This is a genomic window from Hydrogenophaga sedimenti (assembly GCF_051857515.1).
Classification (GTDB): Bacteria; Pseudomonadota; Gammaproteobacteria; order Burkholderiales; family Burkholderiaceae_C; genus Hydrogenophaga.
This window is the reverse complement of sequence record NZ_JBPZHA010000003.1, coordinates 234794-250571: the sequence shown is the minus strand read 5'-3', so window position 1 is coordinate 250571 and position 15778 is coordinate 234794. Positions and strand designations below refer to the sequence as shown.

Below are 15778 nucleotides of genomic sequence, written 5' to 3'. Positions count from 1 at the left end.
GGGTTGTGGGTGGACTAAAATCAATACAATGGAACAAAAAAGTTACACACCATGCGCATCGACGTCCATTTCACCGACCGGGTCGGCATTGCCCAGGAAATCCTTGCCGCGCTGGCCAGCCGCGCGCTGAACGTGTCGGCGGTGGAGGTCGAGCCGCCCCACATCTATATCGAGGCACCCGCGCTCGGAGCCCAGGATCTCGCGGCGCTGCGCGAGCCGCTGCTGCGGGTGTCGGGGGTGCTGTCGGTGGCGGAGCTGGAGATGCTGCCCGGCGCGCGGCGGCGCCTCTACCTGGATGCGCTGATGGCGTCGCTGACCGACCCGGTGCTGGCGGTCGACGGACACGGAGTCGTGGTGCTGGCGAACGCGGCGGCGGTCGCGGTCTGCGGCATGCCCGAGGCCGAGCTGGCCGGACGCTCGCTGCGCGAACTGACCGGCGACCAGGCCCTGGTCGATGCGCTGGTGGCGCAGGGCGCGCGCCTGCCGGTGAGCGAGGTGCAGATCGGCGGCCAGCGCTTCCTGATGGAGACGGTGGCGCTGCACGACGCGGGCGGCCACGTGGCGGGCGCCGTGCTGACGCTGCACGCGCCGCAACGCCTGGGCGAACGCATCAGCGCGCTGCAGAACCACGGCGCTGGCGGCTTCGACGCCATCCTCGGCCAGTCGCCGGCGATCCGTGCGCTCAAGCAGCGTGCCATGCGCATGGCCCAGGTCGACGCGCCGCTGCTGATCCGCGGCGAGACCGGCACCGGCAAGGAGCTGGTCGCGCAGGCCTGCCACGCCGGCAGCCCGCGCCGCGACCAGCCGTTCTTCGCGCTCAACTGCGCGGCCCTGCCCGAGAGCCTGGCCGAGAGCGAGCTGTTTGGCTACGCCAGCGGTGCCTTCACCGGCGCCTTGCGCGGCGGCCGGCCGGGCCTGCTCGAACTCACCGACGGCGGCACGCTGTTCCTCGACGAGGTGGGCGAGATGTCGCCCTACCTGCAGGCCAAGCTGCTGCGTTTCCTCAACGACGGCAGCTTCCGCCGCGTGGGCGGCGAGCGCGACCTCAAGGTGAACGTGCGCGTCATCAGCGCGACCCACCGCGCGCTGGACGACATGGTCGCCAGCGGCGCGTTCCGGCAGGACCTGCTGTTCCGGCTCGACGTGCTGCAGCTGAACCTGCCGCCGCTGCGTGAGCGCACCGAAGACATCCTGCCGCTGGCGCAGGTGTTCCTCGAACGGGCCTGCGCGCAGACCGGGCGACCGAAGGCGCGCCTGAGCCGGGCGGCGGGCGAGGCACTGATGGCCAATCCCTGGCACGGCAATGTGCGGCAGCTGCAGAACGTGATCTTCCGCGCGGTCACCATGAGCGAATCGCCGGTGATCGACGTGGCGGCGCTGGAACTGGCGGGGGCCGACGTGAGCGTGGTGCCGGTGGCGGCGGAAGAGGTCGGCACGCTCGACGAGGCGGTCGGCGGATTCGAGCGTGCGTTGCTGGAACGCCTGTTGCCCGAGTACCCGAGCACGCGCAAGCTGGCCGAGCGGCTGGGCACTTCGCACTCCGCGATCGCCGCCCGCCTGCGGCGCTACGGGCTCAAGACCTGAGGCAACGGGCTGGAGGCAAAAAAAAGCCCCGGCACGGGGCCGGGGCAAGCGAGGAGCTCTCTAGGAGCGACAAAAGGTTCGGTCGGCGTTCGGTCCTGCGGTCAGGCGCCTTGCTGGATGCCGGCCAGCGTCCAGCCGCTGTTGCCCTGGCGCGGCTTGGTCAGGTGCCAGATCTCGTTGATCGGACCGACCACGCCGTCTTCGCGCAGCTCACCGCCGAATTGCACGCTGACGATGTACATGGCGCCTTCTTCGGCGACTTCAAGGACCTGCGCGTTCAGCTGCATCACGTCGGTCTGTTGCGTGGCGCCGTTGCGGTCGCGGATGTCCATCTGCAGTTCGGCGAACATTTCGGGCGAGGTGAACTGGCGGATGTCGTCCAGGTTGCCGGTGTCGTTGGCCGCCTGCAGGCGGATGAAGTTGACCTTGGCGTTGCGCTCGAAAGCAGCGACGTCGAAGTCGGCCGGGATGCGCGGCTGCGCGCCTTGCAGGTTGGCACCGATCATCGAGCCGCCAGCGGCCGCTGCCGTCTGGTTGCCGGCGGGCGGCATGCGGAACACGTTGCCCGGGTTCGCCTGACCGGCTCCGGCACCAGCACTGGCATAGGCCATGCCGTTGCCCTGTGCCGTGGCGCGCCTGGCCATGAAGAAGCGGAACGCGGCGAACGCGACCATCACCAGCAGGCCGATCATCAGCATGTTGGCAAAGCCTTCACCGAAGCCCAGGTGCGAGGCCAGCGCGGCCAGGCCCAGACCGGCGGCCAGACCGGCGAGCGGGCCCATCCAGTTGCGCTTGGGCGTCGCGGCGGCAGCGCCAGCAGCGGCGGCGCCGGCGGCCGGGGTGGCCGGCGTGGCGTTCGGGGTCGCGTCGGGAGTGCGCGCGGGCGGCGTCGCCTGGCGTTGCATGCCCATCGAACGGGAACCACCCAGGCGTTTGGCCTCGGCGTCCATGTGGGCGGTGCCCAGGCCCAGCGTCAGCACGACGGCCAGCAGGGAAAGCAGTTTTTTCATGTGGGTCTCCATCAAGGAAGGAAAGTGGACGCCCGCGATCTTAGGCGTGGCTTAACTTCTGAAAAACCAGCAAATCACGCACGGTATATCCCTGAAAATAGGAATATCCCGGGATGCGCCTGATTTTCACAGAGCATTTGCTTGCTAAAAATAAGGGGCTCTGCTAGGGTGTCGTTCCATGAATGCACCGATCCCCGCACCCGATGCGGCCGAACCCTTGCGGCGCGCCCGTGGCCGACCCCGGAAAACCGCCGACGAACGCGACGATGGCAACCGCCGGCAGGAGCTGCTGCGCGCCGCGGCGCGCCTGTTCCGCCAGCAGGGCTTTGCCGCGACCAGCACGCGCGACATCGCGACCGCTGCCGGCATGCGCTCGGGCTCGCCGTTCTATCACTTTGAAAACAAGGAGGCGCTGCTGGCGGCGGTGATGCTCGAAGGCATGCAGCGCGCGACCGGCCGGCAGGCCGGCGCCATGCAGGCGGCCGCCAGCCACGGCCAGCCGCTGAGCGCGCGCGACTGCCTGCGGGTGCTGGTGCGCAACCACCTGGAGGTGCTGCTGGGTGCCGAAAGCGACTTCATTCCGGTGATGCTGTACGAGTGGCGTTCGTTGTCCGAGGTGCAGCGGCAGGCGGTCAACGAGCTGCGGCGCGAGTACGAAGCGGTCTGGGTGCCGGTGCTGCAGGCGCTGCACGAGCGCGGCGAGCTCAGTGGGGACCCGAGCCTGGCGCGCCTGATGCTGTTCGGCGCGCTGAACTGGGCCGTGCAGTGGTTCGAACCGGGCCGCAGGAAGTCGCTTGACGACCTGACCGAGGCGGCGTTGCAACTCTTCCTGAAGGAGACGACATGACACCCCCACGCTCCACCGCTGCGCGGGTCGCTGCCCCCCACGGGGGCTCGGCCTCCTTGGGGCGGCCCGGCGGAGGTCGGTCATGAGCGCAGGCTACCGATCGGCCTTTCGCGATGGCTTGTTCGCCGGCCGCGTGGTGATGGTCACGGGCGGCGGTTCCGGCATCGGCCGCTGCACCGCGCACGAGCTGGCGCGTCTGGGCGCGATGGTGGTGCTGGTGGGGCGCAACCCCGAGAAGCTGCAGGCCACCGCGGTCGAGATCGCCGAAGACGGCGGCCGCGCGAGTTTCCACGTCTGCGACATCCGCAACGAAGCCGGCGTGCAGGCCATGGTGGCGGACGCGGTGCAGGCCCACGGCCGCATCGACGCGCTGGTCAACAACGCAGGTGGCCAGTACATCACGCCGCTGGAGAAGATCAGCGCCAAGGGCTGGCAGGCGGTGATCGACACCAACCTCACCGGTGGCTTCCTGGTGGCGCGCGAGTGCTACCTGCAGAGCATGTCCGCGCACGGCGGGGCCATCGTCAACATCGTGGCCGACATCTGGGGCTCGATGCCCGGCATGGGCCACAGCGGCGCGGCGCGCGCGGGCATGGTGAGCTTCACCGAGACCGCCGCGATGGAGTGGGCGCGAAGCGGCGTGCGCGTCAACGCGGTGGCGCCCGGCTACATCGCCTCCAGCGGCATGGACCACTACCCGCCCGAAGCCGGCCCCATGTTGCGCGAGATGCGCACCACGGTTCCGCTGGGCCGCTTCGGCAACGAGGCCGAGACCTCGGCTGCCATCGTGTTCCTGCTCTCGCCGGCCGCCAGCTTCGTCAGCGGCACGGTGTTGCGCGTCGACGGGGCGCGGCCGCAGGTGCGCATGGGCTGGGGCCAGGTCGCGGCGCCCGAAGAAGCGCAGCAACGCGACGCCGTCAAGCCGTTCGACGGGTTCCACCGCTACGTGACGCCGAAGGTGTTCCAGTCATGAGCTTCCAGAGCAGCTTCAACCCGAACAGCGAACAGGCGGCGCAACGCCGTGCAGCCATGCTCGAGCGCATCGCCCTGCTGCGCGCGCTCGAAGATCGCGCCGCCGCCGCCTCGGCCCAGTCGGCGCCGGTGTTCCACAAACGGGGCCAGCTGCTGCCGCGCGAGCGTGTCGGTCTGCTGCTCGATCCGGGCGCGCCGTACCTGCCGCTGTGTTCGCTGGCGGGCTTTCTGCAGGACGTCAAGGACCCCGAGAAGTCGGTGCCCGGCGGCGGCATGCTGGCCGGCATCGGCTTCATCGGCGGCGTGCGCTGCATGGTGGTGGCCAGCGATTCGGGCATCGACGCCGGTGCGATCCAGCCGCGCGGGCTGGAGAAGATCCTGCGGGTGCAGGAGATCGCGCTGGAGAACAAGTTGCCTTTCGTGCATCTGGTCGAGAGCGCGGGCGCGAACCTGATGAAGTACCAGGTCGAAGGCTTCGTGCTCGGTGGCGGGCTGTTCCGTAACCTTGCGCGCCTCTCGGCGGCAGGGCTGCCGGTGATCACGGTGCAGCACGGTTCGGGCACGGCGGGTGGCGCCTACATGCCGGGCCTCTCCGACGTGGTGATCATGGTGCGCGGCCGTTCGCGCGCCTTCCTCGCCGGGCCGCCGCTGCTCAAGGCCGCGACCGGCGAGGTCGCCACCGAAGAAGAACTCGGCGGCGCCGAGATGCACACGGCGGTGTCGGGGCTGGGCGAGTACCTGGCCGAAGACGACCGCGAGGCGCTGGGCATTGCGCGCGAGGTGGTTTCCCAGGCAGGGTGGCAGACGACAACGGCTGCTTCTGTCCCCTCGCCGCGCTTCGACGCCGACGACCTGCTGTCGCTGATGCCGCCGCACCACCGCGAGCCGGTCGACATGCGCGAGCTCATGCTGCGCATCACCGACGCCTCCGACATCCTCGAATTCAAGCCGCTCTACGGCGCCGCGACGGTCTGCGTACAAGCTCACATCGGCGGCCATGCGGTGGGCCTCATCAGCAACAACGGCCCGATCGATGTGGCTGGCGCGAACAAGGCCACGCACTTCATCCAGTGGATGTGCCAGCTTGGCCACCCCATCGTCTATCTGCAGAACACCACCGGCTACATGGTCGGCAAGGACAGCGAACAGGCCGGCATGATCAAGCACGGCAGCAAGATGATCCAGGCGGTGACCAACGCCAGCGTGCCGCAGATCACCATCCAGTGCGGCGCCAGCTTCGGCGCCGGAAACTACGGCATGTGCGGCCGCGGCTATGCACCGCGTTTCCTGTTCAGTTGGCCCAACGCGCGCACGGCCGTCATGGGCGGCGAGCAGGCCGCCAAGACCATGCAGATCGTTGCAGAGGCCGGCATGGCGCGCAAAGGGATACCGACCGACACACCCGAGGTGCGGGCGCAGATGCAGGCGCAGTTCGACGCCATCGTGCAGAAGTTCGAGTCGCAGGCCGACGCGTTCACCACCAGCGGCCTGGTGCTCGACGACGGCGTGATCGACCCGCGCGACACCCGCGCGGTGCTGAGCTTCTGCCTTGACACCGTGGCCGAAGCCGCGTTGCGCCAGCCGCGCCGCATGCAGTTTGGTGTCGCGCGCATGTGACCCAAACCCGACCCCACAAAAACCGGAGACCAGACATGCAGTTCACCCACGAACACCGCGAGATCCAGAAGACGCTCAAGCGCTTCATCGATGAGCAGATCAACCCGCACGTCGACGAGTGGGAGGCGGCCGAAATCTTTCCCGCGCACGAGGTCTTCAAGCAGATGGGCACCCTGGGCCTGCTGGGCCTGACCAAGCCCGAGGCGCACGGCGGCATGGGGCTGGACTATTCGTACAGCGTGGCCATGGCCGAGGCGCTGGGCCACATCCACTGTGGCGGCGTGCCGATGGCGATCGGCGTGCAGACCGACATGTGCACGCCCGCGCTGGCCCGTTTCGGCAGCGAAGAACTCAAGGCGCAGTTCCTGGCGCCGGCCATCGCGGGCGACGCGGTGGGCTGCATCGGCGTGAGCGAGCCGGGCGCGGGCAGCGACGTGGCCGCCATCAAGACCGTGGCGCGCAAGGACGGCGACGACTACGTCATCAGCGGCCAGAAGATGTGGATCACGAACAGCCTGCAGGCCGACTGGATGTGCATGCTGGTCAACACCAGCGACGGCCCGGCGCACAAGAACAAGACCCTGGTCATGGTGCCGCTGCGCGAGAACGGCAGGACGGTCAAGGGCTTCGAGGTCGGCCAGAAGATCAAGAAAATCGGCATGAACAGCAGCGACACCGGCCTGCTGTTCTTCGACGAGGTGCGCGTGCCGCAGCGCTACCGCATCGGCGCCGAAGGCGCGGGCTTCATCTACCAGATGCAGCAGTTCCAGGAAGAGCGCCTGTGGGCGGCGGCCAGTTGCCTGCAGAGCCTGAGCAACTGCATCCAGTGGACGGTGGACTACGCGCAGGAGCGCAAGCTGTTCGGCAGCACGCTGGCCGACCAGCAGTGGGTGCAGTTCAAGCTGGCCGAGCTCAAGACCGAGGTCGAGAGCCTGCGCGCGCTGACCTACCAGGCCTGCGAGCACTACGTGGCGGGCGAGGATGTGACCGAGTGGGCGACCATGGCCAAGCTCAAGGCCGGGCGCCTGAACCGCCTGGTGCCCGACACCTGCCTGCAGTTCTGGGGTGGCATGGGCTTCACCTGGGACAACAAGGTCTCGCGCATGTACCGCGACGGCCGGCTTGCGTCGATTGGCGGCGGCGCCGACGAGGTGATGCTGGGCATCCTGACCAAGATGATGGGCATCGCCAAGAAGCCGGTGCATTGAGCCGCAGACGGAGGACACGACGATGAGCAACTTTCTGGTGGTGCGACAGGGCGACGTGGAGCGCTGGACGCTCAACGACCCGGCCTCGCGCAATGCGCTGTCGGACGGCATGGTGGTGGCGCTGTACGAAGCCTGCCTGCGGGCGCAGGCCGATGTGGAGCTGCGCACGGTGGTGCTGACCGGGGCGGCCGGCGCCTTCTGCGCCGGTGGCAGTCTCGGCGGTTTCGCCAGCGCCATCGGCCAGCCGCTGCCGCCGGGCGAGCGCGACCCGCTGATCGACGCCAACCGCGGCTTCGGCGACGTGCTGCACGCGCTGAGCCTGCTGCCGCAGTTGCTGATCGTGGCGGTCGATGGTCCGGCGATGGGCGGCGGCTTCGGTCTGGCCTGCTGCGCCGACGTGGTGCTGGCCACGCAGCGCTCGGTGTTCGCGACGCCCGAGGTCACGCTGGGCCTGCCGCCGGCGCAGATCGCGCCTTTCGTCTGGCAGCGCCTGGGCGACCGGGCCGCGCGCCAGTGCCTGCTCTCCGGGCAGCACTACAGCGCGACCGCAGCGCACGCGCTCGGTCTGGTCAACGATGTGGTGGCCGACGGCGAACTGGAAGACGCGCTGCTCGACACGCTGGTGCATTTCCGCCGCGCCGCACCGGGCGCCACCGCCGCGACCAAGCAGCTGCTGCGCCGCATGCACGCGCCGCTGCCCGATCTGCGGGACGAAGCGGCCCTGGCCTTTGCCACGGCCCTGCGCGGCGACGAAGCCGCCAGCGGCCTGCACGCCTTCATGCACAAGCAGCCCGCCCCTTGGGTGCAGTCGGGGCCGCGATGAAGCGCCTTTTGATCGCCAACCGCGGCGAGATCGCGCGCCGCATCCTCCGCACCGCGCGCCGCATGGGCCTCTCCACGGTGGCGGTGTATTCCGACGCCGACCGCGACGCGCTGCATGTGCGCGAGGCCGATGCGGCGGTGGCGCTGGGCGGCACCGCCTCGGCCGACAGCTACCTGCGCATTGACAAGCTGCTCGACGCGGCACGCCGCAGCGGCGCCGACGCCGTGCATCCGGGCTATGGCTTCCTCAGCGAAAACGCCGACTTCGCACAGGCCGTGATCGACGCCGGCCTGACCTGGGTCGGTCCGCCGCCCGCGGCGATCCGCGCGCTGGGCAGCAAGTCGGCCGCCAAGGCCGTGGCGCTGCAGCAGGGGGTGCCCGTGTTGCCGGGTTACTTTGGCGACGACCAGCGCGACGAAACCCTCATCGCTGAAGCGCAGCGCATCGGTTTTCCGCTCATGGTCAAGGCCGTGGCCGGTGGCGGCGGGCGCGGCATGCGCCTGGTGCACCGCGCGGATCAGTTGCCGGCTGCGCTGCAGAGTGCGCGCTCGGAAGCGCTCGCGGGCTTCGGCAATGGCGACCTGCTGATCGAGCGCGCCCTGCTGGCGCCGCGCCATGTGGAGGTGCAGGTGTTCGCCGACGCGCACGGCCACTGCATCCATCTCGGTGAACGCGACTGCTCGGTGCAACGCCGCCACCAGAAGATCATCGAAGAGTCGCCCAGCCCGGCGGTCTCGCCCGAGCTGCGCGCCGAACTCGGCCGTTGCGCCGTCGCGCTCGCGCAGGGCGCGGGGTATGTGGGCGCGGGCACGGTGGAGTTCCTGCTGGAGGGCGACCAGTTCTTCCTGATGGAGATGAATACCAGGCTTCAGGTGGAACACCCTGTCACCGAGATGGTGACCGGCCTCGATCTCGTCGAATGGCAACTGCGCGTCGCCCGTGGCGAGGCGTTGCCGCTGAAGCAGGAACAGGTGCGTCTGGACGGCCACGCCATCGAAGTCCGGCTCTGTGCCGAAGACGATCACTTCACGCCGCACGCCGGCACGGTGCAATGCTTCATCGAACCCGCGTTGCACGGAGGTCTGCGCTTTGACCATGCGCTGGAGAGCGGCGCCGTGGTCACGCCGCACTACGACGCCATGCTCGGCAAGTTGATCGCCCACGCGCCGACCCGCGCAGAAGCGATCGACCGGCTGGCGCAGGCGCTGGACGACACGGTGCTGCTCGGCCTGCCGAACAACCGCGCCTTCCTGGCGGCTTGCCTGCGCCACCCGACGTTCCGGGCCGGAGACGCGGGCATTCCGTTTCTCGCCGGACACGCCGGCGAGGTGCGCGCCACGCTCGCCCCGTCCCGCGAGGCGCTGCTGGCCGCCGCGCTGGCGGCCAGCTACCTCGGCCACGGACCGGGCGACCTGCCGTCGCCGTTCCCCCGGCCGCTGCGCTGGCGGCATGGTGAAGAGACGCTCGACCTGGTGGTGCGCGAGAAGGGCCACGGCGCCTTGCAGGTCGCGGTGGGCACCGACACGCACGACGCCGTGGTCGGTGACGGTGTGGTCACGCTCGACGGCGTCACGCGCCGCGCCACCGTGTCGCGCCAGCCCGATGGGCGTTGTGAGGTGCGCTGGGGCGCGGACCAGGTGACGCTGGACGACCTGAGCCACACCGCTCCCGCCAGCGCGGGCGGCGGTGCCGCTGCGCGCGAGCTGCGTGCCCTGTTCAACGGCAAGCTGGTGGCCCTGTCGGTGCAACCCGGCCAGCGCGTGGCGCGGGGCCAGGTGCTGCTGACCATCGAGAGCATGAAGATCGAACACCAGATCAGCGCGCCGCGCGACGCGACCGTGTCCGGTGTGACCGTGGTCGCGGGGCAGCAGCTGATGCCGGGGCAGGTGCTGCTGGTGTTCGGTGAGGACGCCGCATGAGCAGCCACACCGCCACCGACATCGCTGCATCCTTCGATTCGGCCGATCTGCAGTCCCTGGTCGACACGGTGCGGCGCTTCGCGACCGAACGCGTGCGCCCCCACCTCGATGCCTGGGAAGCCGCCGGCGAGATCCCGCGCGACCTGTACCGCGAAGCCGCCGACCTCGGCCTGCTCGGTCTGGGCTACCCCGAACACCTCGGCGGCACGCCAGCGCCCTGGCGCGCCCGCAACGCGCTGTCGCAGACCTTGGCGCGCCACGGCACCAGCGGCGGCCTGATGGCCAGCCTGTTCTCGCACAACATCGGCCTGCCGCCCGTGCTCGCGCACGGCACGCCCGAGCAACAGGCCGAGATCGTGCCGCCGGTGCTGCGTGGCGAGCAGATCGCGGCGCTGGGCATCACCGAGCCCGGCGGCGGCTCCGACGTCGCCAACCTGCGCACCACCGCGCGCCGCGACGGCGACGACTACGTGATCGACGGCGAGAAAGTCTTCATCACCTCCGGCGTGCGCGCCGACTGGGTCACGCTCGCCGTCCGCACCGATGCCAACAACAAGGGCGCCGGCGGCATCAGCATGGTCGTGGTGCCGATGGACCGGCCCGGCGTCTCGCGCACGGTGCTGCAGAAGATGGGCTGGCACTGCTCCGACACCGCGCACCTGCGCTTCGACGGTGTGCGCGTGCCCGCGCGCTACCGGCTGGGCGAGGAGGGCGCGGGCTTTCGCATGGTCATGGGCAATTTCAACGGCGAGCGCATCGCGCTCTCGGCGATGGCGCTGGGCTTTGCGCAGGCCTGCCACGACGAAGCGCTCGACTGGGCGCGCCAGCGCCAGACCTTCGGCGCGCCGCTGATCGAGCGCCAGGTGATCCGCCACAAGCTGATGGACATGCGCATGCGCATCGAGTCCACGCAGGCCTGGACCGACGCGCTGGCTGCCCGCGCCGACGCGGGCGACACCGGCCCGGACTGGGTCGCGCAGATCTGCCTGCTCAAGAACCACGCCACGCAGGCCATGCAGTTCTGCGCCGACCAGGCGGTGCAGATCCTCGGTGGCATGGGCTACATGCGCGGCACCGCCAGCGAACGCATCTACCGCGAGGTCAAGGTCATGATGATCGGCGGCGGCGCCGAAGAAATCATGAAAGAACTGGCCGCACGACAATGGGGACTATGAGCAAGACCACACCGCCACCGCCCACCGAGTTCGAGCCCGAGTTCATCGCGGGGCTCAAGAGCATCTTCGAAGAGAAGATCGTCTTCAACCAGGTGCTGGGCCTGAAGATCACCAGCCTGCTGCCCGAGCGCGTCGTCGCACGCATCGACATGAAGCACGAGCTGGTGGGCCACTACAGCTACAACCGCGTGCACGGCGGCGTCATCAGCGCCGGCCTGGACGCCATGGGCGGCCTGGCCTGCATGGCCGCCATCGGTGCGCGCCACATGGACGAAACGCCCGAGCAGCGCCTGCACCGCTTCGGCAAGCTCGGCACCATCGACCTGCGCATCGACTACCTGCGCCCCGGCATCGGCGAACACTTCGAACTCAGCGCCGAAGTGCTGCGCCTGGGCTCGCGCGTCGCGTCCACGCGCATGGAGTTCCGTGGCCCGGACGGCAAGCTGCTGTCCTGCGGCTCGGGCGCGTACATCGTCTCCTGAAACCATGACACGAAGGGGCCGCCGCCCCGGCCACCCGACAGGCCTGCTCAAGCGCTGGGCGTTGCGTCTCTGGGCTTCCCCCAACACCCTGATCGGTCTTGTGTTTGGTCTGTTGCTGGTGCCGTTTGGCGCGCGCCTGCGGCTGGTCGACGGCGTGATCGAGATCGCCGCCCGGCACCATTCACCGCGCCGCCGCTGGCCCTTCGCCGCCATCACCTTCGGCCACGTCATCCTCGGCACCCATGCGCAGGAACTGCAACGCTTGCGCGCACACGAGCGGGTGCATGTGCGGCAATGCGAACGCTGGGGGCCGCTGTTCCTGCCGGCATATGCGCTGGCCGGGGTGTGGCAATGGATGCGCGGGCGGCGGGCTTACTGGGACAACCCGTTTGAGGTGGAGGCGCGTAGGCTGGGTGGAGTTTGAACGCCAGGAATCGACCCGAAGCGGCTGGTTGAAGCACTGAAAACGCAACAAACTACCTATGGTCGATGCCGCCGGATTTCGCGAACTTCATATCTGTGTATAAATGACGACTGTTCTCTCGCAATTGGTGAAACTGATTGGGTCTTTTGGGGAGTTGCTTGGCTAGAACATCCAGCAGGTCATGTGAGGTAAATTACGCCAAGTGTAGTAGAGCGCCTCAGCTCCTCCTCATTCAACATCTTCGAAAGCAACTGTGAGCACCTCCGACGACCAATTCGCCGCCTTTCTTGCAACGATGGGACGAAGCGGGCGCTTGCGCCAACGTGACTCCAATCCGCTGAGTCAGAACGAAAAGCGCAAGATTGCTCAGTACCTAGAGAACCCAGTTTCGTCTGGTTTGTGGCACCTCAACGCGGTATGGTTGCCAAGTAACGGCATCTCAGCCGACATTTGGGCAGATATTGAGAAGGAAACGAAAGACAAAGAGACGCTCACGATCCGCAGCGGGAAGCGAGATCGCCGCATCAAAATTAATGACGAATGGCGAATGAAGCTTCGTCAGGAGGTCTGTTCAACTCTGACTTTTACAGTTGCCCTCTTCGACTATCTCGTCAGACTCGACACTCAACAGCCTGAAAGCATCGATCAGTTCGGGCCGGGTCATGAAGAAGTTCAGCTGGTATTAGATTTGATCGACATTGGGCCAATCAAGGAAAAGTATGTGGACGCTCTGAACGTCTTTCGACAGACGGTTTGGTTGCCAGGGTTTGACCCGGTCGCTGCAGTTGGACATCAAACTCGCCTTAAGTCCGGCTCAATGATCGTTCAGCGAGGTCCGAGAAGCCACGGTGAACTCTCCGCGATTGCTTGGGACTCCTCACCGCTGCATGATTTACAGCGGTTCCTTTTGGCGACCGGAAAGATTGAGGAAGCCTCAGTTATGCCCGTCTTCTCCCCGGAGGAAGAGGTATTCGCACCGTATTTTGACCTTCTCAGAATGGCATACGATTTTGTCATTCCACAACCACATCTACAGCCCGTCATTGAAAAGGCAATGACAAACTTTGCGGAATCAAATTTCTCTGATTGCGTCAGCGCGATAGGGTTGGCGTCCGAAGATGTCTTAACCCAGATTTTCGAAACACTCTATCGAGAGCAGTTGACCAAGGGCTTGACCTTGGGCCAGCTTGCCGACGAGCTACATGCTCGCGCAGCCGCACTCTTCAAGAGAAAGGAAGAGCCACTTCCCGACGTTGCAGTGATGTATCCAGAACTCAAGGCCGCGATTGAAGATCCTCAACTCTCACCGGCAAAGTCCGTTGAACTTTTACGCAGATTGGTTACCTTGATGGTTGAAGTTCATAAGCATACAAACGTCCGAATCGATAGGTTTGGAAAGCCAGAGCGGAAGATTCTAATTTGGCCTGAGATCGTGAACAATGCAGTGAACGAACTCATACGATATCGAAACGCTGCATCTCACAAGTCTAGGATTCCAATAGGCCCGATGGAATGCCGGCGCGCGGCCTTCTCTTTCGTGGTGCTAATTCGGTGGTGGCTCAAGGAGCGCACGCTAATTGATTGGAACAAGTCGCCTTTGGAAATTCTGAAAAGCAGGGTCGATCTGTACTCGAAATCCTAGCGGATGACGCTTAACCTTGGATCAACTGGACTCGCAACAGCATGCCACCACAGCGCCTCATTTCATTCTGATCCAGCAGTGCCGCGCCGCTACGCGCCGGTTACCTACTTCGTTGAACGCCCGCTCTTGGCAGTCAGCGTTCATTGGCCCCCTTGCCCGACAGGACGTTCGGTCGGGCCTTCTCGATGCGCGACACGCGTGTCGCCGCCGTCTTGGCCGAGGAGAGGTGGATCACGTAGCTGCGCTGGCGGCCCGGGGTGAGTGCGTGAAAGGCCTCGGCCAGCTCCGGGTCAGCGTCCATCGCATCGACCAGTTCGTCTGGGAGTTCCAGTGCTTGCGGCACCTTCGCCGGCAGGATGCCGGCGTCGGCATACGCCATCGCTTCCTGCAGATAGGCGCGAATGGATGCGGCGCGCTCTTCGACCTGCCCGCTCGCCGTGAACCGGATCGAGTCGGGGTGCTGCGTGTTCGGCCCCTGCCGCTCCAGCAGACCATCGGTGTCCTTCATCAGCGCGGCGTTGAAGAAGTTGAGCCGGAAGTCGCCCTGCAAGGCGCCGATGAGCACGATGTTGCGCTCAGCGTGCATGTAGCAGGGGTGGCCCCATTTCACCGTTTCGACCAGACCTGCCGAGCGGCAGATCTCGCGGAGGTGCTTAAGGCCGGCATCCCACTTCCGGGCCGAGCAGGCTTCGGTGGCGAAGCGGTCGCAGCGGCCGCAGCCTTTGGAGAAGAAGTCTTCGATGTCGGTGATCATGGCCGGATTGTGGATAAAAAAACCGCCAGCACCCGAGGGCACTGGCGGCGGTAGCGCATGGCCTGTTGTCCAGGCGTCGCTGATGCCCTGAACGGATTCAGTTCTTCGGGTACTCGGAAATCACCTTCCACTTGCCGTCGACGATCTGCGACAGGCGCGAGACGTTGCTGCCCAGGTGCTGGGTGGGGGTGAAGGTGGCGGGGGCGCTGCCGAAGATGTCGGACGGGATGGTCATCGAGTCCATCGCCTTGACGAAGCTGTCGGTGCTCAGGTTGCCGCCCGCCTTGCCGGCGGCCTTGGCGAAGGTGTCGATGATGTTGTAGCCGTAGACCGAGAACACGGTCGGGTCTTCGTTGAACTTGGTCTTGTACTTGTTGGCCCAGAAGCGCACCGGCTGCGAGGCGTCGTCGGTGTAGGGGTTCTGCACCGTCATGGTGGCGTACAGCCCGTTCATGGCGGGGCCGCCGAGCTTGTGGATCAGGTCGGTGTAGAGCGCGCTGCTGCCCATGAAGGTGGGGTTGAAGCCGAGCTTGCGCGCGGTGGCGATGGTGCCGACGGTCTCGCGGATGATGGTGCCGAGCACGACGAAGTCGCACTGCGCGGCGGCGAGCTTCTGCATCTGCGAGCCGAACTCGGTCGCGCCGCGCTTGAAGCTGGCTTCTTCGGCCATCTCCATGCCGATGGACTTCAGGCCTTCCTTGGCGCCGCGCACCACTTCAAGGCCGAACTCGTCGTCCTGGTAGACGGTGCAGACCTTCTTCGCGCCCTTTTCCTTCACCACCTTGGGCAGCGAGTTCTTCATCTGGTCGAAGTAGGTGGCGGCGAAGGAGTACTTGAGCTTGTGGAAGGGCTCGTACATTTCGCGCGCGGCCGTCACCGGGAAGAAGTTGACGACGTTCTTCTGGAACTGCACCGGCATCGCGGCCATGTTCTGCGCCGTGCCGAGGTGGCCGACCATGGCGAAGATCTTGTCCTGGTTGACCAGCTTCTGCGCCGCGAGCACGGCATTCTTGGGGTCGTACTTGCTGTCCTCGACCAGCAGCTTGAGCTTGCGGCCGTTGACGCCGCCCTGTTCGTTGATCTCGTCCACGCGCAGCGTCATGCCCAGGCGGATCTGCTTGCCGAAGCCCGCCAGCGGGCCGGACAGATCCTGGATCGAGCCGAGCAGGATTTCGTCCTTGGACACGCCTTGCGACTGCGCGAGCGCGGCGCCGGTCGTCAGGGCCAGCGCGGCGGCGATCAGAGAGAGTCGGGCTTTCATCGGTCTTGTCTCCTGGTTGGATGGGAATGGGCGGGAACCGTTGTTGTTCTGGGGGCTGGG

General features: G+C 66.8%; 14 protein-coding genes. 11 read left to right on the top strand and 3 right to left on the bottom strand.

The genetic code is table 11. The features are described from left to right. The first annotated feature begins 51 nt into the window (after positions 1–51). Positions 52–1584 (top strand): sigma 54-interacting transcriptional regulator, encoded by a 1533-nt coding sequence (locus ACS5NL_RS06305; RefSeq protein WP_439352788.1) that lies wholly within the window; start codon positions 52–54, stop codon positions 1582–1584. A 101-nt stretch (positions 1585–1685) separates the two neighbouring features. On the opposite strand, the gene ACS5NL_RS06300 is transcribed toward ACS5NL_RS06305, so the two are convergent. After that, on the bottom strand, positions 1686–2594 hold the full coding sequence (locus ACS5NL_RS06300; RefSeq protein ID WP_439352787.1) for a Tim44 domain-containing protein: 909 nt from the start codon (positions 2592–2594) through the stop codon (positions 1686–1688). A gap of 178 nt (positions 2595–2772) precedes the next feature. Here ACS5NL_RS06300 and ACS5NL_RS06295 point away from each other — a divergent pair, with 178 nt between their 5' ends. The 10 genes from ACS5NL_RS06295 to ACS5NL_RS06250 all read left to right on the top strand — a co-directional run bounded on the left by ACS5NL_RS06295 (position 2773) and on the right by ACS5NL_RS06250 (position 13703). Further along, complete coding sequence (locus ACS5NL_RS06295; RefSeq protein ID WP_439352786.1) at positions 2773–3441, top strand: TetR/AcrR family transcriptional regulator; 669 nt, start codon at positions 2773–2775, stop codon at positions 3439–3441. A gap of 82 nt (positions 3442–3523) precedes the next feature. Next, a complete protein-coding gene (locus ACS5NL_RS06290; RefSeq protein ID WP_439352785.1) occupies positions 3524–4414 on the top strand; it encodes an SDR family oxidoreductase in 891 nt (296 codons plus the stop codon). Continuing rightward, on the top strand, positions 4411–6030 hold the full coding sequence (locus ACS5NL_RS06285) for an acyl-CoA carboxylase subunit beta (RefSeq protein ID WP_439352784.1): 1620 nt from the start codon (positions 4411–4413) through the stop codon (positions 6028–6030). The genes ACS5NL_RS06290 and ACS5NL_RS06285 overlap by 4 nt, the downstream gene beginning before the upstream one ends. A 35-nt stretch (positions 6031–6065) precedes the next feature. Continuing rightward, complete coding sequence (locus tag ACS5NL_RS06280) at positions 6066–7238, top strand: acyl-CoA dehydrogenase family protein (protein WP_439352783.1); 1173 nt, start codon at positions 6066–6068, stop codon at positions 7236–7238. A gap of 22 nt (positions 7239–7260) precedes the next feature. Continuing rightward, entirely contained in the window at positions 7261–8061 is an 801-nt protein-coding gene (locus tag ACS5NL_RS06275) for an enoyl-CoA hydratase/isomerase family protein (RefSeq protein ID WP_439352782.1), read from the top strand. Then, positions 8058–9980 carry an acetyl/propionyl/methylcrotonyl-CoA carboxylase subunit alpha gene (locus tag ACS5NL_RS06270; protein ID WP_439352781.1) on the top strand — a complete coding sequence of 641 codons (1923 nt, stop codon included), beginning with the start codon at positions 8058–8060 and terminating at the stop codon, positions 9978–9980. Before ACS5NL_RS06275 ends, ACS5NL_RS06270 begins: the two co-directional genes overlap by 4 nt. Next, positions 9977–11155 (top strand): acyl-CoA dehydrogenase family protein, encoded by a 1179-nt coding sequence (locus ACS5NL_RS06265; protein WP_439352780.1) that lies wholly within the window; start codon positions 9977–9979, stop codon positions 11153–11155. Before ACS5NL_RS06270 ends, ACS5NL_RS06265 begins: the two co-directional genes overlap by 4 nt. Beyond that, a complete protein-coding gene (locus ACS5NL_RS06260) occupies positions 11152–11637 on the top strand; it encodes a thioesterase family protein (protein ID WP_439352779.1) in 486 nt (161 codons plus the stop codon). The genes ACS5NL_RS06265 and ACS5NL_RS06260 overlap by 4 nt, the downstream gene beginning before the upstream one ends. 4 nt (positions 11638–11641) lie before the next feature. Further along, a complete protein-coding gene (locus ACS5NL_RS06255) occupies positions 11642–12061 on the top strand; it encodes a signal peptide prediction (protein WP_439352778.1) in 420 nt (139 codons plus the stop codon). 253 nt (positions 12062–12314) lie between these two features. Then, the gene (locus ACS5NL_RS06250; RefSeq protein ID WP_439352777.1) at positions 12315–13703 is read left to right on the top strand and encodes a hypothetical protein; all 1389 of its coding nucleotides are present in this window, start codon (positions 12315–12317) and stop codon (positions 13701–13703) included. A gap of 133 nt (positions 13704–13836) precedes the next feature. Here the strand turns inward: ACS5NL_RS06250 and ACS5NL_RS06245 are convergent, their stop codons facing one another. Then, a complete protein-coding gene (locus ACS5NL_RS06245; RefSeq protein ID WP_439352776.1) occupies positions 13837–14457 on the bottom strand; it encodes a YdeI/OmpD-associated family protein in 621 nt (206 codons plus the stop codon). Between the two features lie 97 nt (positions 14458–14554). Then, positions 14555–15718: an ABC transporter substrate-binding protein gene (locus ACS5NL_RS06240; protein WP_439352775.1), complete on the bottom strand. Its 1164-nt coding sequence runs from the start codon at positions 15716–15718 to the stop codon at positions 14555–14557. Positions 15719–15778 lie beyond the last annotated feature (60 nt).